The organism is Stenotrophomonas mori (assembly GCF_023556335.1).
GTDB lineage: Bacteria > Pseudomonadota > Gammaproteobacteria > Xanthomonadales > Xanthomonadaceae > Stenotrophomonas > Stenotrophomonas mori.
Genome location: NZ_JAIKTS010000001.1, coordinates 135,805 through 161,766, shown reverse-complemented (window position 1 = coordinate 161,766; position 25,962 = coordinate 135,805). Strand labels below are relative to the sequence as shown.

Here is a 25,962-nt window from a genome sequence, read left to right as displayed (position 1 = left end):
ACCTGCTCTCAGGCCCACGCAGCGGAACGCCCATGCGCCGCCCCCTTCCGTCTTCCAGAGCCCCCCGCTTCCCGCGCCGGACATGATGAACGACACCCCTTTCCTCGTACTGGTCGGCACCAAGGCGCAGTTCATCAAGACCGCCCCGCTCCTGCGCGAGATGGACCGCCGCAACGTCGCTTATCAGCTGGTCTATACCGGGCAGCATTCAGAGACCTTCGATCTCCTCGAGGCCGCATTCGGCACCCGCGCGCCCGACGACCAGCTGGTGCCGGGAACGGAAGCCTCGACACACGGCAGTTTCCTCGCATGGACACTGAGCTTCTGGTGGCAGGCCATCAAGCGCCTGCGCCGCTGGCGCGGAGCACGCGCCGGCCTTGTGCACGGGGACACCGCATCGACACTCTTCGGCGCCATTGCCCTGCGCCTGGCCGGCGTACCGGTGGTCCACGTCGAAGCGGGGCTGCGCTCCACCCGGCTGCTCGAACCCTTCCCGGAAGAGATCGTCCGCCGGCTCGTCTCCCGGCTGGCGCGGCTCCACCTCGCGCCCGACCGGGCATCGGCGGCGAACCTCGCGGGCGTGCGCGGCACCGTCGTGGACACCCGCGGCAACACCCTGCGCGATGCCCTCGCACTGGCGCTCGGCCGCTGGCCGGCACCGCCCCGGGCGGGCGGCCTGGGCGGCTACGCCGTCGTGTCGATGCACCGTGCCGAGAACCTGGGGCGCAAGGAGGACTTCGACCTGCTCATGGGCGAAGTCCTCCATGCCGCGAGCATGCTGCCCGTGCGCTTCGTGCTGCATCCCGCGACGCGCGAGCGCATCCGCGCAAGCCAGTGGTCCGCCCGCCTCGAGGCCGCCCCGCAGCTGCAGCTGCTGGAGCGGATGGACTACCCGGACTTCATCGAACTGCTGGTCGGCAGCTGCTGCCTCCTGACCGACGGCGGCAGCAACCAGGAAGAGGCCGCGATGCTCGGCCTGCCCACGCTCCTGCTCAGGCGTGCCACGGAGCGGCTGGACGGGCTCGACAATGGCATCGAGCTGTCGCACCTGAAGCCGGAAGCGATCCGTGCGTTCGTCGCCCGACACGCGGGCAGCAGCTGGACGCTGCGTGCGATCCCGGAGGATTCGCCCTCGGCACGGGTGATCGAGGCGCTGGAAGCCATGCCACGATGAGCGCCACGCTGCCCTGCACGCGGACGCGCCTCCCCGTCGGCCTGCCGCCGCCAGGCAGGCGGGCCGGCACCGGCCGCCCGTCCTCATGCGGCAGCCACTGTACCTCCACGCGGAGGCTCCCTCCGCCCTCCCCGGGACCGGCCCGGTTGCCGAGCCGGCGGCAAAGCCCCGCGCCCACGGCTCCCCGCCACCGCCACCCCCACGGATGCCACGGCCCGCTTCCCGAGGCCGCCCGGTCCCTGCGGCCCGCCCAGCAATGAGCCGCAACGTGGCCCCCGCCCACCCAGCGGTCTGGTTCCCGACGGTACGCACCCACACCGGAACCGATGTCTTCACCGAACGCCTGGTCCAAGGCCTGGCACTGCTGGGCATCCAGGCCGGCATCACCTGGCTTCCGTTGCGGGCGGAATATGCCCCTTGGACGGTACCGCTTCCCAGCGCACCGGACTGGGCCAACGTGGTCCATGTGAACAGCTGGATGCATGCCCGTTTCCTGCCGCGCCACCTGCCCGTGGTCGCAACCGTGCACCATTCGGTGCATGACCCGGCCCTCAGCCGCCACAAGGGAATGGCACGACGGCTCTATCATCGCCACTGGATCGCTCCCAACGAGCGCAGGACACTGCGCCGCGCCACCTGCATCACCGCGGTCAGCCACTATGTGGCGGACATGGCCCGGGCAACGCTGATCGACCTCCCCATGCAGGTCATCCCCAACGGCGTGGACACCCGGATCTTCCACCCGGCGACCCCGCCGCGGCGTCCGGGACGCCCGTTCCGGCTGCTCTATGTCGGCAGCTGGAGTGCGCGCAAGGGGGTGGATCTTCTCGGGCCGATCATGCGTGCGCTGGGAGACGGTTTCGAACTGCACTACACCGGGGGACCGGCCGCCGGAGCGGACAAGCCGCACCTGCCGGCGAACATGCATGACATCGGGCACCTTGACGGCGATGCCGCAGTCGCCGCCACCATGCAGTCCGCCGACGCCCTGCTGTTCCCGTCCCGCAGCGAAGGTTTCGGCCTGGTGGCGGCCGAGGCCATGGCGTGTGGACTACCGGTCGTCGCCACCCGTCATTCATCACTGCCCGAAGTCGTGCAGGAAGGCCAGAGCGGGCTGTTGTGCGCGCCGGATGACATCGGCGCTTTCGTCAGTGCGGTACGCAGGCTCGCAGCCGACAGCTCACTGTATGGAACCCTGGCCTTAGCGGCACGCCAGCGGGCCGTCGAACGCTTTTCGATGGCGGCAATGCTGGATGCCCACCTCGGTATCTATCGGCGTGCCATCTGCTGAATGGATGCCGGCGCTCATGCCCGCGGATGGGACAGCCAGCCTTTCTCCCGCATGCGCGCGAGCAGTTCCGGTACAGCCATGGACGGGTCCAGGCCAGCGAACGCCTGCTCCCTGAGGGCTGCACGGTCCGCGAGGTGTTCATCCGTCTCCCATTGCCGCAGCAACGCACCAAGCAGCGTGTTCCAGCACTCCGCTATGGGTCCCGGCATCATGCTGCGCGGATCGAACTGCAGTTTGCGATCATTCTCCGCATAGTCATCGTCGCCGGGCAACAGAAACAGCACCGGCTTGTCCACCAGGAGGAAGTCCATCCCGATGGAGGAATAGTCGGTGACCAGCGCAGCGGCATGCGGGAACAGCGGATAGATGTCCGAGTGGCGTGCACAGACATGGAAATGCCTGCCTGCGATGCGCTCACCGCTGCAGTCGGCGGGATGGAACTTGAACACGAATTCGACGCCATGCGCTTCCGCGAATGCATCCAGCTCCCGCAGACCCGGCTCGTCGAGTGCCATCGGCGTACGGCCGGAACCGCGGAAGGTCGGCGCAACCAGCACCATCCGCCGACTGCAGCGGCGCCAATTGGCCAGGCAGGCGCGGACGCCGGCGTCCACGTTCGACCAGGCCAGGTCCAGGAACGTCCCTTCCAGGGACAGGGCGAAGTCATTCCGTGGATACCCTACCACCGGAAAATCCGCCGCTTCGAACGCCGGCGCGAACACCCGATCCCGGTAGAACGGCGAAGTCGTCGCCACCATCGCATAGCGGATCCGCCTGCGCGTGACCCGGTACGCCATCAACCGCAGGCGACGCGCCCAACCCGCCGATGCCCAGCGGAAGCGTCCAGCCTCATTCGCCCACAATCCGCCCTCGATCCACTTGAATCCCACGCCATGCCAGAGCTGGACGATCCGGGCACGGATCAGGAGGAACGCCCTGAACCGCCCATACCACCCGGCTTCATCGACGACCACGCACCGGCAGCGCAGCAGGAAGCCGATCGCCCTCCAGCCCGGGTAGCACAAGGCCTCCAGCCCTCCCGCCCCGAGCGACCGCGCGACCTCCTCCCGTTCCGTCACGAACACGAGCCGCATGCCCGGGTTCTGCTGCGCGGCCTGCAGGAAGAAGTACTTGCTGTTGTCGAGGAACCGCCCCCCTTCACGACCGATGACCGCGACCCAGTCGCGGCGCTTCGGCACCAGGAACGCGACCGGCGCGATCAGCAGCCAGCCTGACAGGGCCACCATGACCGTCATGGCCAACCGTACCGCCGGCAGCACCCGCCTATCTGCGGACATCGAATACTTCGCCGCTGGCATCGGACACCAGGGCCGCCAGCGTGGCCTCCGCGACCGTGTCCACGTCCAGCAACTCAGCGAGCGGCTCATTGCCGAAATTCTCGGAGCGCATCGGCGTTGCCGTGCGCTCGGGATTGAGGGCATTCACCCGGACCCCGAACGGCAGGTACTCCTGCGCAAGGCCCTGCATGAGGTTGACCACGGCGGCCTTGGTCGCCGAGTACACCGCCGAGAACGCCCGCCCCCGCGTGTAGGAACTCGACGCGAACAGCACGATCCCGCCACCGCCCCCCTTCATGCGCTCGAATGCCTCGCGCGCGACGACCACACTGCCGAGCACGTTGGTACGGATCTGCTCCTCGACCACCTCCGCCTGCTGGCCGGCCAGCAGGCCGGTCCTGAGCACCCCGGCGGTATTGACCACGCCGTCGATCCGCCCGTGCGCGGCAACAGCCGCGTCCAACACCCGGCCCACTGCGGCGCCATCGGCGACATCCACGCCATCGGCGCGCGACACCGCGACCACAACCGCCCCCGCATCGCGTGCCAGCGTGGCCACACGCTGACCGATTCCCCGGCTACCGCCGAAAACCACCAGGACCTTCCCTCCGAGGCCCGCCACGGCATCCTGCTTCCGGAAGCGCCGCGCACGCAACTGGAACAACCGGTCGGCAAGGTAGATGTCGGATGGATAGGTGATCTTGATGTTGCTGACATCGCCTTCGACAACCTTTACCGCCGCCAGCCGGTAATGAAGGATCAGGCCACAGTCGTCGGTCACCTTCAGTGCCGGCTCGGCAGCCGCAAGCGCGTGCGCCCGCCGCAACAGGCCTGCACGGAAGCCCTGCGGCGTCTGCCCCAGGCGCAGCATCCCGCGCTCCGGGATCTCCGCGATGCACCCCTGCGCATCCACCCGGATGACGGTATCAGGCGACGGGATTCCGGTATCGACCGCATCGAACGCCTGCAGCGCGTCGAGGCAACGGTCGATCGTCGCGGCATCCAGCAGCGGACGAACCGCATCGTGGACCAGCACGCGGGTCGCATCGTCAACCACCGCGGCGACGCCCGAGGCCGAACTCTCCTGACGGCTCGAACCACCATTGACGACCTTAACAACCTTGCGGAACCCGGCTTGCCGGACGAGCTCCATCGCCAGGTCGCGGTACGCCGGCGTCACCACCAGCACGACTTCGCCGATCCGCGGGTGCTGCTCGAACGCCTGCAGGGTGTGTTCGAGCACGCGGCGGCCGGCCAGCTTGAGGAACTGCTTGGGCGTCTCCGAACGGAAGCGTTCCCCGGCCCCCGAAGCCAGGACGATGGCAACCGCCGGCGTTTCAGCTGCACGGATCATCGCCTATGCCTCCCGGCCCACGCCATCATCGCCACCGCCGGCAAACCTGCGGTTGCGGAAGATTCCATCCACCTGCAGGAGGATGCCACTCGCCGGCTCCTGGAATCCGGCCTCGAAACCCACCGGATCGAAACCCGCGGCATCCATGTAGGAACACAGCTCCAGAAATGTCCTCTGACCGGCATACGGGGGCGCCAACGACATTTCGAGCTGCACGATCCGACACCGTGGGAGTACGCCGCGTCCACCCTCGAGCACGTTGTATTCGTAACCCTGTACATCCAGCTTCAGCCAGACGCCCTCCATCCCCGAAGCAAGCTCCGGGAAAATATCGTCGAGCCGCGACATCCGCACCGTCTCATCGCGCAGGTAGGCCGAGCGCGGCGCATTGGCCAGATGCGTAGGCAGCATCTCCAGGAACGAACTGCTGACAGAGTTGCTGGCTACGTTCAACGACTCCTCCGAGCACCGTTCCCCCAGCGCCGCCTGCGTCCCGCTCCAGAGGGGATCGCCGGCCATCCTGGTGCACAGCCGGGCCCAGGCCGCCTGCATGGGCTCGAACGAGTGGATGCGTCCGCGATAGCCGAGCCCACGCATCTGCAGCGCAAACTGCCCGGTATTGGCACCGACATCGAGCACCAGATCGATGCCCTGCGATGCCAGCAGCCGGGCCCGCCTCGCAATCGCGACACCGTCCTCCGCGCGGGTGCGTACATAGCCTTTCCTTTTCAGGAAGCGCTGGACCGCCATGTCCAGCGACCGGGGTAGAAACATGCGGTGATTCCTTGCAATTCAATCGCCGGGGTGCGGCACGGATCGCTTCTCCTGCCTGCGTGAAGCACGCAGCAGTAGCCCCCCGGCAATCGCCATTCCCCATTCCGAACAGGCCAGCGCCAGCGGCATGCCTATCGTACCAAGGTGTCTTGTCATCCCCATAGCGGCCACCAACAGTACCAGCAGGCCGATGCACTCGAAGGCGACGCGTACCCAGGGCCTGCCGATGGCCATCAGCGCGTTTCCTGCCACCAGCCGCAGGCTCATTCCCGGCACGGCCAGGCACAGCCACTTCACCATCCGTTCGATGCCGAGGTACTGTTCGCCAAATGCCCAGCCAAGCACCGGCGCGGCGAACCATACGCCTGCGGCCAGCAGCAGGCTATATCCGATGGCGGCCAGGAACATCCAGCGCAACAGTCGCCCCTCATCGTTCCTGCCACCACCGTCACCACGGAACAGGCGCGGGAGCGCGGACGTGGTCATCGCGGTGACCGGCAGGGTGATGGCCGCGACCACCCGTGTCGCAGCGGCATAGACGCCGACGGCCCCCGGCAGCAGCAATCGGGCCGCCAGGATCTTGTCGAGCTCGCCAGGGGCCGCCTTGGTGATGCTGATGGCTGCGAATCCGGACGCATCACGCATCTCCGCCCGACCCGGCAACCGCCAGCTCCGGAGCGCCGGCCAAGGTGCAGGCAGCAAGCGCAGGACCATCCACAAGGCGATGGCGGTGACCAGCAGGTATCCACAGGCATAGGCCTCGAGCGCCCGTACCGGTGCCACCATCGCTATAAGCACGGCGACCAGCAGCCGCATCACCAGCGGCAGCAGCACCAGCATCTGCGACCGCGCGATGCGTCCCAGCGCATGATGCTCCGACGCCCCCAACAGGATGAGAGGCTGCAGTACGAGTTCGGCGATGCCCAGCAACAACGGTACCTGCAGCGCCGTTTCCGGTACGCCCAGCAGGTACCTGCACAGCACCAGGTAGACCCACAGCAGGACAAGCCCAAGGGCCAGCGTGGTCGGCAATGCATAGGCCAGGACGGCCCAACGCCGCTCAGGTGCCCTGGACACCTCGGCCAGCATGACCAGGTGAGTACCGGCCGTGGCCAATGCTCCCGTCACCACCGCCAGCGCCGCCAACGCCGCGAACACACCGAACCGCTCCGCTCCCAGCATGCGGGCCACGACCAGCAGGGTTCCTGCCTGCACCACCAGCCGCAGCCCCAACACCAGTGACGTCCGCACCGTCCCGCGTGCGATGGGCCCCTGTCGGGACCAGAGCCCTCGCAGCGCCATCACGCCTTCCCCCGGAGGCGTGGAGCAGTTCGCATTTCCCGTGAAAATGGCCGAGACACGGAGCTACCGTTCGACTGATGTGGAGGGAAATGGAAGCGACCAGCGTCGCTGGCCGGCGCCACCGCCGAATATCCGGCAAGCCGGTCCAAGCCCTGGATGGTAGCGGATGGGCAGCCCCCGCGCCGGCCACCTCATCGGGACACGAGCGCACCACACGCCACGCTGTCGGCATGGACCACCGCTCCTACGAGCAGTGCCCCACAAACAGTCCCACCCTGACCGCGTACGCCGCCCTCTCAGCTCGCGGCCCGGCACCACCCGCATCCCAGGCAGGTCGCCCGGGCACCTTGCAGCATCAGTGAAGCGCACATTGCGCGCTGCCGGTATTGCATTCGGGGTGCTGCCTTATGTCGGCATTGCCCTTCAAGGGCGTAGTGAAGGTCACTACCCTGGGCGAGGCGAAATCGCCAACCGCCAATGCCAGGCTCGTGTTCGCGTCACATGCTTTCGGCAGAAAAGTCGCCGGCAGACTGTATTCCGCCAGTTCAACCACGGCGGTGCTCATATAGGCTCGCGCCTCTGCCAGGCAGGCAGCGTTGGCCGAGCGCTGGGTGTAGTTCCGGTACTGTGGTAGCGCGATCGCAGCAAGAATGGCAATGATCGCCACCACGATCATCAACTCGATCAACGTAAAACCCCTGGCATGCCGCGGCATAGCGCTCTCCTGTTTGGCTCCCCATCGACCCAGTCCACGGCAAGCACATTTCATGCCAAAAACCCGGGAAAGGGCTTGCTGCCATGTGTCTCAGTGCTTCTGCTTGGCGCGTTCGATGACTTGCAGTTCGTGCAGCCAATCCTCTCTACCCACGTCGACCAACTGCGCAAACAACCTCCGGATTTCGGGATCCCCCGGCGGCGTTAATTCCACTGCTCGACGAAGAAACAGGAGTGCCCTTTCAGGCCTTTCTGTTCGATTGTGGACATAGCTCGCCATCCGCAGGTAAACCCCGGGACTGAACTCAGTCCGGGCCTGCATGCTCTCCCAGGTATCGACCACACCGTCCTCATCAAGCGCCATGCCGCGCTCGACATTGGACAACAGGTTCAGCGCGATCCCCTTGTTCTGCACGTTCATGACCATGGATGGCAGGCGTGCATGCAGCCGCTCCCAATCCTGGGCAGACACGTCTCCGCGGATGGTCTTGTAGATCACCGCGTTGGACTGCAGTACCGCCGAGTCCGTGGCCAGCGCCCCCTGCTCACAGGTCGCGATCGCCTTGTCCAGCCATGGATTTCCGGCCTTGAAACCGCTGCGGTCCACATACACTGCATTGAGCGCCAACCAGGCCCGTTCCGAATCAGGCGCCAGTCGCAGCGTGCCCTCTGCAAAGCGCACTGGATCTCCCCACATGTAAGCCCGGGATACCGTCAAGCCCCCCCAGAAAACTGCTACGAGAGCGACCGGGACGGCAGCCCACCGCCAGTCAGGCGCCTTGCTTTCCCATGCCATTCGATACAGATCGCCAAGCGCCAGCAACACGCCCATCAACGGAAGCTGGTTTCGATGCTCGAAAGCCAATTCCAGGTTGAGCACGTTGCTTGTAATGAAGTGACCTGCAAAAAACAATAAAATCCCGAGGGCAAACAGCGGACGCTTCTTACGCCAACACCAGCTCCAAACCAGCACCCCCCCCAGAAACAGCCATGCAAGCAAAGTCGTCGCAGGTTGCAACCAACCCCTTGAAACCGGCAGGTTGTCGTAATAGAAGGGCATCGCACCCGGAAGCGGAAACACCATCTGCCCCAGGTACATCACCAGCACCCGCCCCTGCGTGAGGAGGCGCTCATAGCTGGAAAAGTCCCGGCCTGGATACGCATCCCACTTCCAGAAGTGTGGCACCACCCCCAGCAGGTACACCAGGCCCCCGAGCGCGACCATCAGCCCGTAGCCATAGCGCCAGCCAGCGGCCAGCCGCGGCGACACAGCGGCGAACCGAAGTACCGTCAACTCTATTGCAAACGTATACAAGGGCAGCAGCACCGCGTCTTCCTTGGATGCAAATCCCAATGACCAGAACAGCACCGTCAGAAGACCATACTTCCGCCATGGCCGCCCGGCGATCTGCGCTTGCCTCATTCCAAGGTAAGCCCATAGCGCCATTACCATGAACAGCGTGACCAGCGATTGCATGCGCTGTACCACGTACAAGACCGTGGACACCTGTAAAGGGTGGAATGCCCAAAGCGCGCCCACCACAAGCGCCATGACAGCGACGGCACCAGCACGCGCATCAACCGCGGTGCCCCGGCAGGGTGGCACTGCCATCAGCAACCTTCTCAGGAAGAGCACCACCCCCAGAGTCGCGAGGACATGGATGAAGATATTCGTGAACTTGAATGTCCGCGCATCCATGCCCCCACGCCAATGATCCAGTGCGAAGCTGAGCATCGACAAGGCGCGCGCACCATTGCCTGCATGGAAGCTGTAAGCCGCATACAGCATCGCTTCCACATCCAGGCGGTCGAGATACAGCACCCCGTTCTTTTCGATGTTGGGTCGATCATCGAAAATGAACCCCCCGCCCAGGCCAGGAAGCAGGCAGGCCGAGGCCACGAGCGCCACCAGCAGCGCAACGGGAAGGAACAGGGCTGACGACTTCTTCATTGGCTTCCGCAAATGACAGGCGGTGACGGAAAACGACCACCGCTGCTGCGATAGCCTCTCGTATCACCGCAATAAAGAAACCCGGCGATAAGCCGGGTTTCTTGAAACACGCTCGTTGAAGAACGCTTACTTCTTCAGCGAGCACTCGCCGCTGCCGGTATCGCAGACAGCACGCTCGAGCAGACCCTGGTTGCCCTTCAGCTGAGCCGGGAAGTCAACGCTGACCGGAGCGCTGTATTGAGCAACGTCGATGTCACCCTTGGCCAGCGTCTTATTGCATGCAGTACCCGCGTAACCAGTTGCATCACGCCCATCAGCAATGTCTGCCACAGCAGTATTCATGTACGCCTTGGCCTCGGCCAGGCAGGCGCCGTTGGACGAGCGCTGGGTGTAGTTGCGGTACTGCGGCAGCGCGATGGCGGCCAAGATGGCGATGATCGCAACCACGATCATCAGTTCGATCAGGGTGAAGCCCTGCTGCATCTTCTTCATGAGTACATCCCCTAGAGGTGTGGATTGTGAACACAGGCGGGCCGTCGCCCTCCTGGCATGGAACAACAGCAGGTTGCGTGCCAAGACACGCGGACCCGCCATTCCCCGGTGCGCATGATGGCAGCATTGGCCAGGAAGGGAAGCCCCGCCGGACGATTTTGCGAAGCAGCCTGCAAGTTGACGCTTTGGGTCACTTTGCGACGCATCCCGCCAGTGATCCCTCCTGCCCCGGTGCCGCCGAACCCCGCGCAACGAGGCGGATACAGGCCGGGGGACTCGATGCGCGGCGTGGATGCCGCCGCCGTGTTGCGGGCATGAACGAGCGTGATCCAGGCCGCATCTGTCCGGCCCCGCGGATGCCGCGGCGATCCGGACCCGCTACCATGCGGGGGTTGTCCGGCCCGGGGAGTGGCTGGACGGGGGAGATGAACCATGTCCGTTACCCGTAGCGCAGTGAACAAAGAACCCGTTGCACGCGGCACCAGCCAGCTGCAGGCGTTTGTCTGGGAGGGGACCGACAAGCGCGGGGTCAAGATGAAGGGCGAGCAGGATGCCCGCAACGCCAACCTGCTGCGCGCCGAGCTGCGCAAGCTCGGCATCACCCCGACAGTGGTGAAGCCCAAGCCCAAGCCGCTGTTCGGTGCGGCCGGCAAGCCGGTCAAACCCAAGGACATCGCCTTCTTCAGCCGCCAGATGGCGACCATGATGAAGTCCGGCGTGCCGATCGTGACTTCCCTGGAGATCATTGGCAGCGGCCACAAGAACCCGCGCATGGCCAAGCTGGTCGGCGAGATCCGCGCCGACCTGGAAGGCGGCGCCTCGCTGTACGAAGCCATCAGCAAGCATCCGGTGCAGTTCGACGAGCTGTACCGCAACCTGGTGCGGGCCGGCGAAGGCGCCGGCGTGCTGGAAACCGTGCTGGAAACCATCGCCGACTACCAGGAGAACCTGGAATCGCTGAAGGGCAAGATCAAGAAAGCGCTGTTCTACCCGGCCATGACCGTGGCCGTGGCCCTGCTGGTCAGCGCCATCCTGCTGGTGTTCGTGGTGCCGCAGTTCGAAGAGGTCTTCAGCAGCTTCGGCGCCGACCTGCCAGTGTTCACGCAGATGATCGTGGCCGCCTCGCGCTTCATGGTCGGGTGGTGGTGGTTGATCCTGCTGGTGACCATCGGCGCGGCCGTCGGCTTCATGGCCGCGTTCAAGCGGTCGCCCAAGCTCCAGCACACCATGGACCGGCTGATCCTGAAGATGCCGGTGATCGGCCAGATCATGCACAACAGCTCCATCGCCCGCTTCGCCCGCACCACCGCGGTGACGTTCAAGGCCGGCGTGCCGCTGGTGGAGGCGCTGGGCATCGTCGCCGGGGCCACCGGCAACAAGGTCTACGAGGAGTCGGTGCTGCACATGCGCGACGACGTCGCCGTGGGCTACCCGGTGAACATGGCGATGAAGCAGGTGAGCGTATTCCCGCACATGGTGGTGCAGATGACCGCCATCGGCGAGGAGGCCGGCGCGCTGGACACCATGCTGTTCAAGGTGGCCGAATACTTCGAACAGGAAGTGAACAATGCCGTGGACGCCTTGAGCAGCCTGATCGAACCGTTGATCATGGTGTTCATCGGCGTGGTCGTCGGCGGCATGGTCATCGGCATGTACCTGCCCATCTTCAAACTCGCCTCCATCGTCGGATAAAGATCCATGGCCTTCCTCGACCAGCATCCCGGCCTCGGCTACCCCGCCGCCGCCGGACTGGGACTGCTGATCGGCAGCTTCCTCAACGTGGTGATCCTGCGCCTGCCGCGGCGCATGGAGTGGCAGTGGAAGCGGGACGCCCGCGAGATCCTGGGCGAGCCCGACCTCTACGAGCCGCCGCCGCCGGGGGTGGTGGTGGAGCCCTCGCACTGCCCGCACTGCAAGCACCCGCTGCGCTGGTACGAGAACATCCCGCTGTTCAGCTGGCTGCTGCAGCGCGGCCGCTGCCGCCATTGCCAGACCCCCATTTCCCTCCAGTACCCGCTGGTGGAGCTGTTGACGGCGCTCATGGTCGTGGCCAGCGTGTGGCAGTTCGGCTTCGGCTGGCAGGGGTTCGGCGCCATCGTGCTGGCCTGCTTCCTGATCGCGCTGTCCGGCATCGACCTGCGCACCCAGCTGCTGCCCGACCAGCTGACCCTGCCGCTGATGTGGCTGGGCCTGATCGGAAGCATGGACAACCTCTACATCGCGGCCAAGCCGGCGCTGCTCGGCGCCGCGGTGGGCTATCTGTCGTTGTGGACGGTGTGGTGGTTGTTCAGGCAGCTCACCGGCAAGGAGGGCATGGGCCACGGCGACTTCAAGCTGCTGGCCGCGCTCGGCGCCTGGTGCGGCCTGCAGGGCATCCTGCCGATCATCCTGCTGTCCTCGCTGGTCGGCGCCATCGTCGGCTCGATCTGGCTGTACGCGCGCGGCCGCGACCGCGCCACGCCGATCCCGTTCGGCCCCTACCTGGCCATTGCCGGCTGGCTGGTATTCATGTGGGGCGACCAGATGATCGGCGCCTACAGGGGATGGGCCGGGCTGTAGCCCGCGCTGCTCCGCATGCGCCGCGACCCGCGCACATGAGCGACTTCATCGTCGGCCTCACCGGCGGCATCGCCTCGGGCAAGAGCGAAGTCAGCCGCCGCTTCGAAGAACTGGGCGTCATCGTGGCCGACGCCGATGTGGTCGCCCGCGAGGTGGTGGCACCCGGCGGCGCCACACTGGAAGCGATCAGGCAGCGCTTCGGCACAGGCATGCTGCGGGCCGACGGCAGCCTGGACCGCGCCCGGCTGCGTGCGCACGTGTTCGCCGACGACCAGGCGCGCGCGGCCCTGGAAGCCATCACCCACCCGGCGATCCGTACCCGTCTTCACGACGCCTGCCGCGCCGCACCCGGCCCCTACGCCATCGCCGCGATCCCGCTGCTGGCCGAGGCGGGAGGACGCAAGGGCTATCCCTGGCTGGACCGCGTGCTGGTGGTCGACGCGCCCGAGGCGGTGCGCCAAGCCCGCCTGCTCCGGCGCGATGGAATCGACGCGGAGCTGGCGACACGCATGATCCGTGCACAGGCCGGCGACAGCCAGCGCCTGGCACTGGCCGACGACGTGATCGTCAACGAACACGCGCCCGCGCACCTGCAGCCGCAGGTGGCGGAGTTGGACCGGCGGTATCGGCAACTGGCGCTGGCGCGCGCGCCCTGACCGTCTTCTGCCGGCACGTTGCCGGCACCGCGCCCGGGGGGTGCCCCAGCCTCGGCCTTGAAGCGGCGGTCCGCTGCTTGCAGCCACCTGCAGGCTGTCCGGCGCAATAGATGCGTTCGTCCGCCCCCGCAGCTCCGCCCGCTCAGCCCGCCGGCGCGAACGTCAGCGTACCGACCACGCCCTGCCCGTCCCCCGGCCGGATACTTGCCTGCCAGCCATAGAGGGCACACAGGCGGCTGACGATGGACAGCCCGATGCCGCCGCCCTGCGAATGGCCGGCATGCGTGCCGCGATAGCCCCGCTGGAACAGGCTGGCGGCGTCCTTCTCACTCAAGCCCGGACCCGTATCGATCACTTCCACGGCGTTGTCCAGCACGCGGACCCGCACCTGGCCTTCCTGGGTGTACTTCACCGCATTGCCGATCAGGTTGCCCAGCGCCACCGACACCGCGGCTTCCGGAGCATCGACGACCAGCTCGCGCTCGCCCTCCAGCAGCAGCTCCAGCGGTTTTCCGCCCAGCTGCGCCCGATGCGCTTCCAACAGCTGCTCGGCGATCCGGGCGACATTGCTGCACCCCTGGCCGCGTTCGTTGCGCGACAGCAGCAGCAGCGAACCGATCAGGTCGCTGCACTGCTGTTCGGCACGCTGAATGCGCTGCAGGCGCTGCAGCATCTTTTCATCTAGGCCCGGGCGGGTGAGCAGCAGTTCGGTCGCACCGCGGATCACCGCCAGCGGCGTGCGCAGCTCATGGCTCACGTCGGCATTGAACTCGCGATCACGCTGCACCACTTCGGTCAGGCGCGCCGAATAGTCATCCAGCGCCTCTGCCAGCTGCCCGACCTCATCGTCGGGAAACCGCGGCGCCAGCGGTTCCGGATGCCGTGTCCCGCCACGGTAGGCGCGCAGGCGCGCGGCCAGGTCCGAAACCGGGCGCATCACACGCGACGCCGACCACCAGCCCAGCACCAGCGACAACAGGCTGAATACGATCACCGACAGGAACAGGGCGCGCTTGAGCTGCTGCTCTCCACGCATGCTTTCCGTCATGTCGTAAGCGAGGAAGAACCAGGTGTCGTCCGCTTTGCGAACCGCCAGCTTGTAGGAAAAGGGCTTTCCATCCTCGTCCACGCCGCTGACGTTGTGGTTCCCGTTGGGCAACGCCGCCCACTCGGGCCGTTCCTCACGCACCCGCTCGAACTTCTCCCGGGGATAGAAATAGGCTTTCAGCTGCTGGAACGGCACATCCGGCGCGTGCGTGGGGTCGACGTAATAGCGGCGCGCATACTCGTCGACATTGCGGTTCATCACCTCTTCGACGAGCTGGCTCTCCACGCGCTGACGCGCCCAGTTCGTGGCGAACGCGAACAGTGCCGTCAGGCTGAAGCCCAGCAGCACGAACGAGACGATGATGCGGCTGCGCAGGCGACGCCGGAACCGGCCATGCTTGCCGGCCTTCGCGGACGACGATGGACTTTCAGGCATCGGGCGCGGCGATCCGGTAGCCGATGCCATGCCGGGTCTGGATCATCGGCACTTCGAAGGGCTTGTCCACCACCGCGCGCAGGCCGTGGATGTGCACCCGCAGCGAATCCGAATCCGGCAGTTCCTCGCCCCAGACCCGGGTTTCCAGCTCCTGCCGGGTGACCACCGCGGGCGAGGCCTCCATCAGCGCCTGCAGGATCTTCAGCGCCGTCGGGTTGAGCTGCAGCAGCTTGCCCTGGCGACGCACTTCCAGCGTATCCAGGTTGTATTCCAGCTCGCCGGTTTCCAGCACCCGCGTATGCGCGCCCTTGCCCCGCCGCGACAGCGCGTTGAGGCGCACTTCCACTTCCTGCAGGGCGAACGGCTTGATCAGGTAGTCGTCGGCACCGGAATCGAAGCCGGCAAGCTTGTTGTCCAGCGAATCGCGCGCGGTCAGCATCAGCACCGGGGTCTGCTTGCGCGCGTCGTTGCGCAGCTTGCGGCAGACTTCGATGCCGTCCATGCCGGGCAGGTTGAGATCGAGCACGATCGCGTCGAAGTCGTGGACGACCGCCAGGTGCAGGCCGGTCACGCCATCGGCGGCGAAGTCCACCGTGTGGCCGCGGTCCTCAAGGTAATCCCCGAGGTTGGCGGCGATGTCGCTGTTGTCTTCGATTACTAGAATGCGCACTGGCGTGGATATCCTTCGTTGGCCCGGGCCGGCGCGGTCGCGCGCCGGAACGCAGGGATTACAGCACAAGCTTCATTAACATCGCGCCATTCCGGCCCCCCGCCCGTGCCGGCGCGGCCGTTCAATCGTTGGCCTTGATGATCCGCCCCTCCTGCACATGGCGGAGCTGGCTGTCGGCGTCCTGCCGCATGCGGCCGCGCTCGGCGACCGTCTGGCATTGCGTGACCGGCATCCTGGAGCCGATCGGCTTCTCGCGCCGGCACACCAGCCGGCTGTCTTCACGCGCCCGCGCCAACAGCGTGTTGACCAGTTCCTGATCGTTGAACACCCGGGCGCGACGCTCCGGCGGGAGCGCCTCGGCGTTGCCCTCACCGATCGCCTGCGCCATGCGCTCCAGCGCCTCGGCCACCCGCTGCCGGTCCGTGGCGGAAATCTCGCTGTACCGCTCGCCGGCCTGCAGGTCGGCGCGGATCCTCTCGTGCTGCGCGGCGAACGGCAGCGCCGGGCGCAGCGGCGGCTCCGGGGGTTTGGCCAGGCAACTGCCGGATACCAGCAGCGCCACCCCTACCAGCAGACTCCTCGACATCATCCGTGTCCCCCTTGGAATTCCGCCCACTCTAGCCGTGGATGAAAACGGCAACAAGCGGGCGGAGGCACAAAAAAACGAGGCCTTGGCGGTGCCCGCCAAGGCCTGAAAAGTTCCCGATCACCGGACCTGCTGAGGAGGGCGGGTCGCAGTGGATGAAGCGTAGAAAAGGCGCAATTAAGCACCCGTTAAAACCATGCAAGCAAATCGGAAACCGGGGTCAACGCCTCAGATTTGCGACGTAATCGATCACCTCGCCGGCGACATCCCGCCCCGAGATGCTTTCGATCCCCTCCAGCCCGGGCGTCGAATTCACCTCCAGGATCAACGGCCCGCGCCGCGAGCGGATCATGTCCACGCCGGCGATGCCCAGGCCCAGCGCGCGGGCCGAACGTACCGCGACCTGCTGTTCGGCCCTGCTGCAGGCCACCGGCCCGGCGCTGCCGCCGGCATGCAGGTTCGAGCGGAACTCCCCCTCCTGCGCCTGCCGGCGCATGGTCGCCACCACCCGGTCGCCGACCACCAGGCAGCGCAGGTCGGCCCCTTGCGCCTCGCCGATGAACTCTTGGACCAGGAAGTTCGCATACAGGCCACGCAGGGCTTCCACCGTCGCCCGCGATGCGCTGAGCTTCTCGGTGAGGATCACCCCCCTCCCCTGGGTACCTTCGCTCAGCTTCAGCACGTGCGGCGGCGGCCCCAGCATGGACAGCAGGTCGTCGGTGTCGTCGGGGTTGTCGCCGAACACCGTGACGGGCATGTCGATGCCCTTGGCGGCCAGGACCTGCTGCGCGCGCAGCTTGTCGCGGGCGCGCAGGATCGCGTCGGACGGGTTGGGCGTGCAGGCGCCCATCATCTCGAACTGCCGCAGCACGGCAGTGCCGTAGCGGGTGATCGAGGTTCCGATCCGCGGGATCACCGCATCGAAACCGGACAGCGGCCGCCCCTTGTAGTGCATGCTGAAGTCGCCCGCGGTGATGCGCATGTAGCACCGCAGCGGATCGAGTATGCGCACCGTGTGGCCTCGCGCGCGCGCCGCCTCGACCAGCCGGCGGGTCGAGTAGAGCTTGCTGTTGCGGGAAAGGATGGCCAGTTTCATCGCTGGATCCGGGAATACGCACCGGCGCGACGCGCCCTGCCCGTGCCTGGAGCCTTCCCGGCGGCGGGGCCTGGAGAGGCTGGAGCGGGTGAAGGGAATCGAACCCTCGTCGTAAGCTTGGGAAGCTTCTGCTCTACCATTGAGCTACACCCGCAGGGCGATGCGCAGTCTATGCGCGCAACGGCCCTGTGCGCAATGCCCACGGGAAGCGACGCGGGCGCCGGGCATCCCCGGCGCCACCGCTCCACCGGGGCGGCAGCGCCGCAGCGCCGCCACGTCCCGGCCGGTGCCGTACCCCGTCTAGAAGTGGCCGCCGAAGCTGGCGAACAGGGTCGCGTCGCGCGCCGCCTTCTGCGCGGTGGTGGTGCTCAGGCCGAGCGTGCTCTCCAGGCCCCACAGCGTCACCCGCGCACCCAGCGCCACCGTGGCGTAGTTCCGGTCGAAGCGCAGGCCGGGCACCGTGTAGGGCCCCACGTCGGCCAGGGTCTGCAGCCAGGCGCCGGCCTGCTTGCCGTCCTCGAACTCATGGTCCCAGGTGACCTGCGCATAGGGACGGACGCTGCCGCCGTCCAGGCGCACCTGCCAGCCGAGGCGGCCGACCGTGCTGTCCACGTTCTGCCTGCCGTAGCCCAGCGCGGTGGCACTGGCATTGCTCTCCACGTAGCCGTCCAGCTTGACCTTCTGCCAGACCACGGCGGCGACCGGCCCGTGCCGCACTCCGCCCTGCTGGCCGAATTCGTAGCCGGCATCCAGCGCCGCGGTCAGGTTGCTGCCGTCCGGCGTGCCCCGGTGCAGCCGCGCCGCCGGACCCAGCTGGACCTTGCGGGCCACGTCGTAGTCCAGCCAGCTGTAGCTGACCTGGCCACCGACCCGGGCGCGCTCGCCGTACCAGCCGGCGAACAGGCCCACGGTGGTGTCGGACTGGGTGAAATCGCCCTGGCTGTTGCCAAAATCCGCACGCATCCGCCCATAGCCGGCGAAACCGCCGACCACGCTGCCGTTGCGCGCCCAGTCGACGCCGAACAGGCCGGCCGGCGCCATGCCGTCGTACAGGTCGGCGTGGTCGTAGCGCTGCATGTCGCCGCGCACGTTGCCCCACCAGGCCAGGCCGTCGGCAGGGCGCTCGCGCAGATGCCCGCTCACCTGGTCCGCGCGCGCGCGGCCGGTGGTCTGCGCCGAATGGCTCAGCACCTGCTGCAGGCGCGGCGCTTCCAGCACCGAGATCGCGTACTGGCCGAGGATCTCGTGGGCCGCCGTGGTCGGATGCACGCCGTCGGCGAACACGTAGCGGTTGGCGGCGTCCGGATCGGCGTAGGTCAACGGATTGCAGGTCAGCGACTGCGCGGTCACCTGCGGCTGGCAGGCCGTGCCGGACACGTTGCTGAAACCGTAGGTGCCCGGATCGGCGACGATCTCCTGCAGGATGGTGAAGGTATCGACCGGGATGACCTGCAGCCCGGCCTGCTTCAGGCCGCCGAACAAGGCGTCGTTGTAGGCCTTGGCCAGTGCCGTCCCCTGGGCCATCGCCACCGGGCCGCCGGCGCGCGACGAGGGCGTCAGGCCGATGTCGGGAAGGTTCGGGACCATCACGTACTGCGCGCCCGCCGCCTGCAACGCGCCCACCATGCCCACCTGGTCGGCCACCGCGGCACCGAGCGTGGCCTGCGCCGGCGCCCCGGCGGCCACCGCGAACAGGTCGTTGGCACCGCCCCACACGGTGTAGAGCGCGCGCGGGTCGGCCTTGCCGCCGTTGGCGGCCAGGTAGCCGCTGAGCTGGGTCTTCATGGAAGGCGTCGCGCCAAGCAGGCCAACGGCATCCACGCCGACCCGCGCTCCACCCACCGCGTAGTTGTCGCCGCTCTGCCCGTTGCCGTTGGGCGAGGCGTCGGTGCCGTAGTGGTCGGCCAGGTGGTCGGCCCAGACCCAGCCGGGGTTGGTGGTGAAGCGGCCGACAAGCGCCGCGTTCGGGTCCAGCTGCATCAGCACCGGGCGGAAATAGCCGGTATCGGTCAGGCTGTCGCCGAAAAAGACGGTCCTGGAGAACGGCGACTGCGCCATGGCCGGCAGGGCGGCCAGCGCCAGGGCCAGTGCAAGGCCGGAACGCAGGGGGCGGGGGGAAACACGCATGGGAAGACTCCTGACGAAAGAAGGCGCGGCAGCGTACGCCGCCGCACGTTGTTAGTTTTTCATTGCCGCGTAAGAGCCTCACGCTGCAGCGCCGCATCCGGCTGGGAATTTACGCCGCTGCCGGGGAGAATGCGCGCATGAACATCCAGCTCAATGGCGCCCCCCGCCCGCTCTCCGCCCCCCTTACCGTAAGCGGCCTGCTGATGGCCGAAGGCCTGGCCGAACGCCGCGTGGCGGTGGAAGTCAACGGCACGATCGTCCCCCGCAGCCGGCACGGCGACTGGACCCTGCAGGACGGCGACATCGTCGAGATCGTGCACGCCCTGGGCGGCGGCTGAGTCCCCCGCACGCAGCCCCGCGCACCGGCGCCGGCCGGCCGGCGCCCTCCGCTGCATGCGCCGGCGCCGTCGCCCGCCACCGGCGATGGCAAGCCGACGAAGGCGCGCACGCGCCGCATGCGCGATAATCCCGGCATGAACGCACACCACGCCCCCACCGACGCGCTGGTCATCGCCGGCAAGCGCTACTCGTCCCGGCTGCTGACCGGCACCGGCAAGTTCAAGGATCTGGAAGAAACCCGCGTGGCCACCGAGGCCGCCGGCGCGCAGATCGTCACCGTGGCCATCCGCCGCACCAACATCGGCCAGAACCCGGGCGAACCCAACCTGCTCGACGTGCTGCCCCCGGACCGCTACGCGATCCTGCCCAATACCGCCGGCTGCTATACCGCCGAGGACGCCGTCCGCACCTGCCGCCTGGCCCGCGAGCTGCTGGACGGCCACAACCTGACCAAGCTGGAAGTGCTGGGCGACCAGAAGACCCTGTACCCGGACGTCATCCAGACCCTCAAGGCCGCCGAAATCCTGGTCAAGGACGGCTTCGACGTCATGGTCTACACCTCCGACGACCCGATCCTGGCCAAGCGCCTGGAGGAGATCGGCTGCGCGGCGGTGATGCCGCTGGCCGCACCGATCGGCTCCGGCCTCGGCGTCCAGAACAAGTACAACCTGATCGAGATCGTGGAGAGCGCCAAGGTGCCGATCATCGTCGACGCCGGCGTCGGCACCGCCTCGGACGCGGCCATCGCGATGGAACTGGGCTGCGACGGCGTGCTGATGAACACCGCCATTGCCGGCGCCCGCGATCCGGTGCTGATGGCCAGTGCCATGCGCAAGGCGGTGGAGGCCGGCCGCGAAGCGTTCCTGGCCGGCCGCATCCCGCGCAAGCGCTACGCGAGCGCGTCCTCGCCGGTGGACGGGCTGATCGGATGACCCCGCACGCGCGCCGCCGGCCGGCAGCGCGCGCTCCCCGACGCCGCGCCGGAAACGGCCACACCCGCGTCCACCCCCTGACGAGACTCCCGGTTTGACCAATCCGTTCGACAGCGCCGGCGCCAAGGCCCCCCCGAAACCGTTCACCGTGACCGAGGGGCGCCGTGAAGTCCGCAGCTTCGTGCTGCGCCAGGGCCGCTTCACCCCCGCGCAGCAGCGCGCGTTCGACCAGCGCTGGCCGCGCTTCGGCATCGATTTCAGCGGCCAGCCGCGCGACCTGGACAGCACCTTCGGGCGCACCGCGCCGAAAGTGCTGGAAATCGGCTTCGGCAACGGCGCCGCCCTGCGCCATGCCGCGCGCTTCGACCCCGCCCGCGACTACATCGGCATCGAAGTGCATGCACCCGGGGTGGGCCGCCTGCTCAACGCCCTGGCCGAGGACGACGCCGACCACGTCAGGCTCTACCACCACGATGCGGTGGAAGTGCTGGAGAAGGAGATCGCCGACGGCGCCCTGGACGAGATCCGCATCTACTTCCCCGACCCCTGGCACAAGAAGCGGCACAACAAGCGCCGCCTGATCCAGCCGGCATTCGCGGCCCTGCTGGTGCGCAAGCTGGCCCCGGACGGCCGCCTGCACTGCGCCACCGACTGGGCCGACTACGCCGAGCAGATGTGGGAGGTGCTCGACGCCACCCCCGGGCTGGTCAACCGCGCCGGCGCCCGTGGCAGCGTGCCGCGCCCGGACTGGCGCCCGCAGACCCACTTCGAGAGCCGTGGCCAGAAGCTTGGCCACGGCGTCTGGGACCTGCTGTACGACCGGTGCGCGCTGGAGCGCCCGGACTAGGAGAACGACGCCGCGATGACCCCTCTACCTCTCGCACAGACAGCTGGACGTGGCGGAAACGGGGCCGGACCGGAGGCGCCTGCGCGCGCCCTGCTGGGCGCCACCGGACGAGGGACCTGATGGACACCGCGCTGACCCTGACCAACGACATGAAACTGGTGCTGGGCCTGGTCGGCTTCACCATGGCGATGTTCCTGTTCGAACGCATCCGCGCCGACGTGGTCGCGCTGGTGGTGATGGTGGTGCTGGGCGTGACCGGCCTGATCGCGCCGGAGGAGATCTTCGGCGGTTTTTCCGGCAACGCGGTCATGAGCATCATCGCCACCACCATCCTCGGTGCCGGCCTGGACCGTACCGGCGCTCTGAACCGCCTGGCCGGCTGGCTGCTGCGGCGCTCGCGCGGCCTGGAACAGCGCCTGCTGCTGCTGACCAGCGCCACCGCCGGCCTCAACTCCTCGTTCATGCAGAACCCGTCGGTGATGGCGCTGTACCTGCCGGTCGCCTCGCGCCTGGCCTCGCACACCGGGCTCACCCTCAAGCGCCTGCTGCTGCCGATCACCGCGGCGATCGTGATGGGCGGCGGCCTGACCATGGTCGGCAACTCGCCGCTGATCCTGCTCAACGATCTGCTGGTCTCGGCCAACAACAACCTGCCCTCGGGCACCGCCACCATCGAGCCGCTGCGCATGTTCGCGCCGCTGCCCATCGGCCTGGCGCTGCTGGCGGCGTCGCTGCTGTACTTCCGCTTTTCCGGCGACCGCAAGCTCAGGCGCGAGGACGACCGCTCCGGCGACGGCCAGGCACCGGCCCGGACCGAGAGCTACTTCGCCAAGGCCTACGGCATCGAAGGCGACGTGTTCGAGCTGACCGTCACCGCCGAAAGCCCGCTGGTGGGCATGACCGTCAGCGATGTCGAAGGCCTGTTCGACGCGCCGCTGCTGCTGGCGCTGAAGACCGGCAACGACACCCGCCTGGCGCCACCGGCCGACATGCGCATCTGGGTGGGCAGCATCATCGGCGCGATGGGCCGCCGCCAGCAGGTGGCGGACTTCGCGCAGAACCAGTTCCTGCGCATGTCCTCGCGCATGCGCCACCTCGGCGACCTGTTCAACCCCAGCCGCGCCGGCATCTCCGAGGCGGTGGTGCCGCCGACCTCCAAGCTGATCGGCAAGACCGCCGGCCTCCTGCGCCTGCGCAAGGAACGCGGCATCAGCCTGCTGGCGATCAACCGCGACAAGCAGGTGATCCGCGAGGACGTGCGCAACGTGGCCCTGCGCGCCGGCGACATGCTGGTGTTCCACAGCATCTGGCAGGACTTGAGCGCGGCGGCGGAAAGCCGCGATTTCGTGGTGGTCACCGACTACCCCAAGGGCGAGCAGCGCCCGCACAAGTTCAAGATCGCCATGGCGATCTTCGCGTTGACCATCATCATCGCGCTGACCTCGCACCTGCCGGTCGCGCTGACCCTGCTCACCGGCGTGGCCGGCATGCTGCTCACCGGCGTGCTGCGCATGGACGAGGCCTATGCCGCCATCAACTGGAAGACCATCTTCATGATGGCCGGGCTGATTCCGCTGGGCTGGGCGATGGACTCCAGCGGCGCCGCCGCCTGGGTCGCCGGTCATACCATCGACCAGTTGCCGGCCGGCATACCCATCTGGCTGCTGGAGCTGGCGCTGGCGCTGCTGACCACCGCCTTCTCGCTGGTGATCAGCCACGTCGGCGCGACCATCGTCACCGTGCCCATCGCGGTCAACCTGGCACTGGCCGCGGGCGGCAACCCCACCGCGTTCGCCCTGATCGTGGCGCTGTCGGCGTCCAACAACCTGATGACCGCCTCCAACCCGGTGATCTCGATGGTGATGGGGCCGGCCAAGTACACCCCGCGCGAGATGTGGCGCGTCGGCGGGCCGTTGTCGCTGATCTACACCCTGGTCGTGGTGGTGATGGTCAACCTGATGTTCTGAGCGCGGCGCCGCGTCAGTCCAGCAGCACCCGGCCCTGCTCCACCCGCACCGGCACCGCGCGCAGCGCATCGCCCTTGCACGGGCCGGAGACGCACAGCCCCTGCTGCAGTTCGAATGCGGCGCCGTGCACCGCGCATACCAGGTGCCCTTCGCGGCTCTTGAGGAACTGCCCCGGCGCCCAGTCGAGCGGCCGGCCGGCGTGCGGGCAGACATTGAGCCAGGCCCGGACCTCGGCGCCGTCGCGGTACAGCAGCAGCGGCTCGGCCTCGCCGTCGATCACCGCCTCCACCGCGTGGAAGCCCTGGTCGGGCACGGCGTCGAGCGCAACCAGCTCGACGGGAGAGGCATCGGATCGGAGCATCGCGTGTCACGGTGAAGCGTACGGGAGTGCCGATTGTCGCATGCCGCTCCCGCCGGCAAGCGCGGCGCGCGGTCTGAATGCGCCGCCGTTTTTAACGACAAATTCACTCGCCCGCCGGGCCTGCCGCCGATACTGCCCGCAGCCTCACCGTCCCGCATCCGACATGTACAGCCGTCATTTCCAGTTCGCCAGCTTCCGCAACCTGTTCGCGCCGCGCAAGCCGCGCCACCCGTTGCTGCGCGTGGCGCTGGGCCTGCTGGGCCTGGCGATCCTGGCGGTGCTGGTCGTGGCCGGGGTGTTCGTCGGCGCGGCGATGATCCTCATCGGCCTGGCCTGGAAGCTGCTGGGCGCGCGCAAGCCGCGCGCTTCCGCCCGTACCGGCGCGGTGATGGACGGCGAGTACCGCGTGGTACGCAAGCCGGCGCTGCCCAACGCGCACTGAGCCCGTCCCGGCTTCGCCACTGCCCGTCCACTCCCGGCATGCCCTCTCCCGGCGGCGGCGTGCTGCCCGGTTCCCGGGCGGCCGGCACTACCGGACCTGCACGGCGCTCCGGCATCATGGCGCGACCGCCCCCTTCCGGAACCCCCATGACCGACCTGATCCCCCCTCCGCCGGTGCCGCGCATTGCCGTGGCCGGCGGCGGCACGTTCCCGGTGCGCCGCATCTACTGCGTCGGCCGCAACTTCGCCGACCATGCCCGTGAGATGGGCGCCAGCGCTCCGGCATCGGCGGCCGAGCGCGGCCAGCCGATGTTCTTCATGAAGCCGGCCGACGCCATCGTCACCGGCGACGCCGATGTTCCCTATCCTTCCGCCACCGCCGACCTGCACCACGAGGTGGAACTGGTCGTGGCGCTGGGCGCGGACGCGCCCGCCGGCGAGCTGCCCGCCGCGCAGGCCCTGTCCCTGGTCTTCGCCTACGGCGTCGGCCTCGACCTGACCCGCCGCGACCTGCAGGCGGTCGCCAAGGCCAAGGGCGCGCCCTGGGACATCGCCAAGGGTTTCGACCATTCCGCCCCGGTCAGCGAACTGGTGCCCGCGGACCGGGTCGGCGAGCTCGGGCCGCTGGTGCTGTCGCTGGAGGTGAACGGCCAGCAGCGCCAGCGCGCCACCCTGGACAGCATGATCTGGAACGTCGCCGACATCCTGCACGCGCTGTCCCGGCTGTACGCGCTGCGCGCCGGCGACCTGGTGTTCATGGGCACGCCCGCGGGCGTGGCCGCGCTGCAGCCCGGCGACCGTTTCAGCGCGCGCCTGGGCAGCGTGGCACGCTGCGACGGCAGGATCGCCGGATGATCCGCAGCGCGGTAGTCTGTTGCCCGCGTCCCCATCACCACGTCTACAGGAGAGCCCCATGGGAATGATCAGTGAGTTCAAGGAATTCGCGATGCGCGGCAACGTCATCGACCTCGCGGTCGGTGTCGTCATCGGCGGCGCGTTCGGAAAGATCGTCACCTCCCTGGTGGACAACATGATCATGCCGCCGATCGGCTGGCTGATCGGCAACGTCGACTTCTCCACCCTGGCCTGGACCCTGGCCCCGGCGCGGGTCGCCGCCGACGGCACCGAGATCCCGGCGGTGGTGATCGGCTACGGCGACTTCATCAACACCGTGGTCCAGTTCGTGATCGTCGCCTTCGCCATCTTCATGCTGATCAAGGTGCTCAACCGCCTGTCGCGCAAGCGGGAGGAAGCCCCCGCGGCCCCGCCCGAGCCGAGCGAGGAAGTGCTGCTGCTGCGCGAGATCCGCGACAACCTCAAGCGCTGACCGCTCCGCGTGCGCGGGCGCCGGCCCGCGGCACCGGCAGGCATCGGCAGCGATGGAGCCGCGGGCGCAAACCCGCGGCTCCGCCGTTGTCGCCTCCCCGCACCCGCCTGGCCGGCCGCGGCCGGCGTGCACCGGCAGGGACACGGGGCCCCGGCACGCCATCGCCCGGGGATCGCCGCGGCACGTCCGCTGCAGGCGCCCGTTCCGGTGCCAGCGTGCGC

Annotated in this window: 24 protein-coding genes, 1 tRNA gene and 1 pseudogene; 12 read left to right on the top strand and 14 right to left on the bottom strand. The window is 67.9% G+C overall.

Annotated elements, in window-relative coordinates; translation table 11 throughout:
* Window positions 1-85 precede the first annotated feature (85 nt).
* Together K5L01_RS00725 and K5L01_RS00720 are read left to right on the top strand one after the other, a co-directional pair.
* Window positions 86-1,174, top strand: coding sequence for a UDP-N-acetylglucosamine 2-epimerase (locus tag K5L01_RS00725; protein ID WP_250061024.1), 1,089 nt, complete (start codon window positions 86-88; stop codon window positions 1,172-1,174).
* Between the two features lie 466 nt (window positions 1,175-1,640).
* On the top strand, window positions 1,641-2,465 hold the full coding sequence (locus K5L01_RS00720; protein ID WP_250061022.1) for a glycosyltransferase family 4 protein: 825 nt from the start codon (window positions 1,641-1,643) through the stop codon (window positions 2,463-2,465).
* A 14-nt stretch (window positions 2,466-2,479) separates the two neighbouring features.
* Here the strand turns inward: K5L01_RS00720 and K5L01_RS00715 are convergent, their stop codons facing one another.
* From K5L01_RS00715 to K5L01_RS14855, 7 genes and pseudogenes are all read right to left on the bottom strand, one after another.
* Window positions 2,480-3,721, bottom strand: coding sequence for a CDP-glycerol glycerophosphotransferase family protein (locus K5L01_RS00715; RefSeq protein WP_250061020.1), 1,242 nt, complete (start codon window positions 3,719-3,721; stop codon window positions 2,480-2,482).
* A 28-nt stretch (window positions 3,722-3,749) separates the two neighbouring features.
* Window positions 3,750-5,117 carry a 2-C-methyl-D-erythritol 4-phosphate cytidylyltransferase gene (gene ispD, locus K5L01_RS00710; protein ID WP_250061018.1) on the bottom strand — a complete coding sequence of 456 codons (1,368 nt, stop codon included), beginning with the start codon at window positions 5,115-5,117 and terminating at the stop codon, window positions 3,750-3,752.
* A gap of 3 nt (window positions 5,118-5,120) precedes the next feature.
* Window positions 5,121-5,891: an FkbM family methyltransferase gene (locus K5L01_RS00705; RefSeq protein ID WP_250061016.1), complete on the bottom strand. Its 771-nt coding sequence runs from the start codon at window positions 5,889-5,891 to the stop codon at window positions 5,121-5,123.
* Between the two features lie 18 nt (window positions 5,892-5,909).
* Window positions 5,910-7,193, bottom strand: coding sequence for a lipopolysaccharide biosynthesis protein (locus K5L01_RS00700; RefSeq protein ID WP_272494021.1), 1,284 nt, complete (start codon window positions 7,191-7,193; stop codon window positions 5,910-5,912).
* Between the two features lie 573 nt (window positions 7,194-7,766).
* Window positions 7,767-7,908: pseudogene (locus tag K5L01_RS14960) on the bottom strand (prepilin-type N-terminal cleavage/methylation domain-containing protein); the annotation flags it as partial.
* Between the two features lie 90 nt (window positions 7,909-7,998).
* Window positions 7,999-9,858 carry a hypothetical protein gene (locus tag K5L01_RS00690; RefSeq protein ID WP_250061012.1) on the bottom strand — a complete coding sequence of 620 codons (1,860 nt, stop codon included), beginning with the start codon at window positions 9,856-9,858 and terminating at the stop codon, window positions 7,999-8,001.
* 126 nt (window positions 9,859-9,984) lie between these two features.
* Complete coding sequence (locus K5L01_RS14855) at window positions 9,985-10,350, bottom strand: prepilin-type N-terminal cleavage/methylation domain-containing protein (protein ID WP_272494019.1); 366 nt, start codon at window positions 10,348-10,350, stop codon at window positions 9,985-9,987.
* 432 nt (window positions 10,351-10,782) lie between these two features.
* Between K5L01_RS14855 and K5L01_RS00680 the strand changes: the two genes are divergently transcribed.
* Genes K5L01_RS00680 through coaE form a run of 3 tightly spaced genes read left to right on the top strand, consistent with a single transcriptional unit; the run spans window position 10,783 to window position 13,565 of the window.
* The gene (locus K5L01_RS00680) at window positions 10,783-12,042 is read left to right on the top strand and encodes a type II secretion system F family protein (protein ID WP_250061010.1); all 1,260 of its coding nucleotides are present in this window, start codon (window positions 10,783-10,785) and stop codon (window positions 12,040-12,042) included.
* Window positions 12,043-12,048: 6 nt separating this feature from the next.
* Window positions 12,049-12,909: a prepilin peptidase gene (locus K5L01_RS00675; RefSeq protein ID WP_250061008.1), complete on the top strand. Its 861-nt coding sequence runs from the start codon at window positions 12,049-12,051 to the stop codon at window positions 12,907-12,909.
* A gap of 35 nt (window positions 12,910-12,944) precedes the next feature.
* Complete coding sequence (coaE, locus tag K5L01_RS00670) at window positions 12,945-13,565, top strand: dephospho-CoA kinase (protein ID WP_250061006.1); 621 nt, start codon at window positions 12,945-12,947, stop codon at window positions 13,563-13,565.
* A gap of 142 nt (window positions 13,566-13,707) precedes the next feature.
* On the opposite strand, the gene K5L01_RS00665 is transcribed toward coaE, so the two are convergent.
* The 6 genes from K5L01_RS00665 to K5L01_RS00640 form a co-directional block, all read right to left on the bottom strand.
* Complete coding sequence (locus K5L01_RS00665; RefSeq protein WP_250061004.1) at window positions 13,708-15,048, bottom strand: sensor histidine kinase; 1,341 nt, start codon at window positions 15,046-15,048, stop codon at window positions 13,708-13,710.
* Window positions 15,041-15,718: a response regulator transcription factor gene (locus K5L01_RS00660; RefSeq protein ID WP_250061002.1), complete on the bottom strand. Its 678-nt coding sequence runs from the start codon at window positions 15,716-15,718 to the stop codon at window positions 15,041-15,043. Before K5L01_RS00660 ends, K5L01_RS00665 begins: the two co-directional genes overlap by 8 nt.
* Before the next feature lie 121 nt (window positions 15,719-15,839).
* Window positions 15,840-16,304, bottom strand: a complete 465-nt coding sequence (locus K5L01_RS00655) for a hypothetical protein (protein WP_250061000.1) — start codon at window positions 16,302-16,304, stop codon at window positions 15,840-15,842.
* Window positions 16,305-16,524: 220 nt separating this feature from the next.
* A complete protein-coding gene (gene rimK / locus K5L01_RS00650; protein WP_250060997.1) occupies window positions 16,525-17,400 on the bottom strand; it encodes a 30S ribosomal protein S6--L-glutamate ligase in 876 nt (291 codons plus the stop codon).
* Between the two features lie 80 nt (window positions 17,401-17,480).
* Window positions 17,481-17,554 (bottom strand) — tRNA-Gly (locus tag K5L01_RS00645).
* A gap of 146 nt (window positions 17,555-17,700) precedes the next feature.
* Window positions 17,701-19,527, bottom strand: coding sequence for an autotransporter domain-containing protein (locus K5L01_RS00640; RefSeq protein WP_250060995.1), 1,827 nt, complete (start codon window positions 19,525-19,527; stop codon window positions 17,701-17,703).
* 137 nt (window positions 19,528-19,664) lie between these two features.
* On the opposite strand from K5L01_RS00640, the gene thiS reads away from it, so the two are divergent.
* The 4 genes from thiS (at window position 19,665) to K5L01_RS00620 (ending at window position 23,612) form a co-directional block, all read left to right on the top strand.
* A complete protein-coding gene (gene thiS / locus K5L01_RS00635; protein WP_250060993.1) occupies window positions 19,665-19,865 on the top strand; it encodes a sulfur carrier protein ThiS in 201 nt (66 codons plus the stop codon).
* Between the two features lie 135 nt (window positions 19,866-20,000).
* Window positions 20,001-20,798, top strand: a complete 798-nt coding sequence (locus K5L01_RS00630) for a thiazole synthase (RefSeq protein ID WP_250060991.1) — start codon at window positions 20,001-20,003, stop codon at window positions 20,796-20,798.
* Window positions 20,799-20,892: 94 nt separating this feature from the next.
* The gene (trmB, locus tag K5L01_RS00625) at window positions 20,893-21,645 is read left to right on the top strand and encodes a tRNA (guanosine(46)-N7)-methyltransferase TrmB (RefSeq protein WP_250060988.1); all 753 of its coding nucleotides are present in this window, start codon (window positions 20,893-20,895) and stop codon (window positions 21,643-21,645) included.
* A gap of 119 nt (window positions 21,646-21,764) precedes the next feature.
* A complete protein-coding gene (locus tag K5L01_RS00620; protein ID WP_250060986.1) occupies window positions 21,765-23,612 on the top strand; it encodes an SLC13 family permease in 1,848 nt (615 codons plus the stop codon).
* A 13-nt stretch (window positions 23,613-23,625) separates the two neighbouring features.
* Here the strand turns inward: K5L01_RS00620 and K5L01_RS00615 are convergent, their stop codons facing one another.
* On the bottom strand, window positions 23,626-23,973 hold the full coding sequence (locus K5L01_RS00615; protein ID WP_250060984.1) for a Rieske (2Fe-2S) protein: 348 nt from the start codon (window positions 23,971-23,973) through the stop codon (window positions 23,626-23,628).
* 163 nt (window positions 23,974-24,136) lie between these two features.
* On the opposite strand from K5L01_RS00615, the gene K5L01_RS00610 reads away from it, so the two are divergent.
* The 3 genes from K5L01_RS00610 (at window position 24,137) to mscL (ending at window position 25,741) form a co-directional block, all read left to right on the top strand.
* Window positions 24,137-24,415, top strand: coding sequence for a hypothetical protein (locus K5L01_RS00610; RefSeq protein ID WP_250060982.1), 279 nt, complete (start codon window positions 24,137-24,139; stop codon window positions 24,413-24,415).
* A gap of 146 nt (window positions 24,416-24,561) precedes the next feature.
* The gene (locus tag K5L01_RS00605; RefSeq protein ID WP_250060980.1) at window positions 24,562-25,269 is read left to right on the top strand and encodes a fumarylacetoacetate hydrolase family protein; all 708 of its coding nucleotides are present in this window, start codon (window positions 24,562-24,564) and stop codon (window positions 25,267-25,269) included.
* Between the two features lie 58 nt (window positions 25,270-25,327).
* Entirely contained in the window at window positions 25,328-25,741 is a 414-nt protein-coding gene (gene mscL, locus K5L01_RS00600) for a large-conductance mechanosensitive channel protein MscL (RefSeq protein WP_250060978.1), read from the top strand.
* The last annotated feature ends 221 nt before the right edge of the window (window positions 25,742-25,962 follow it).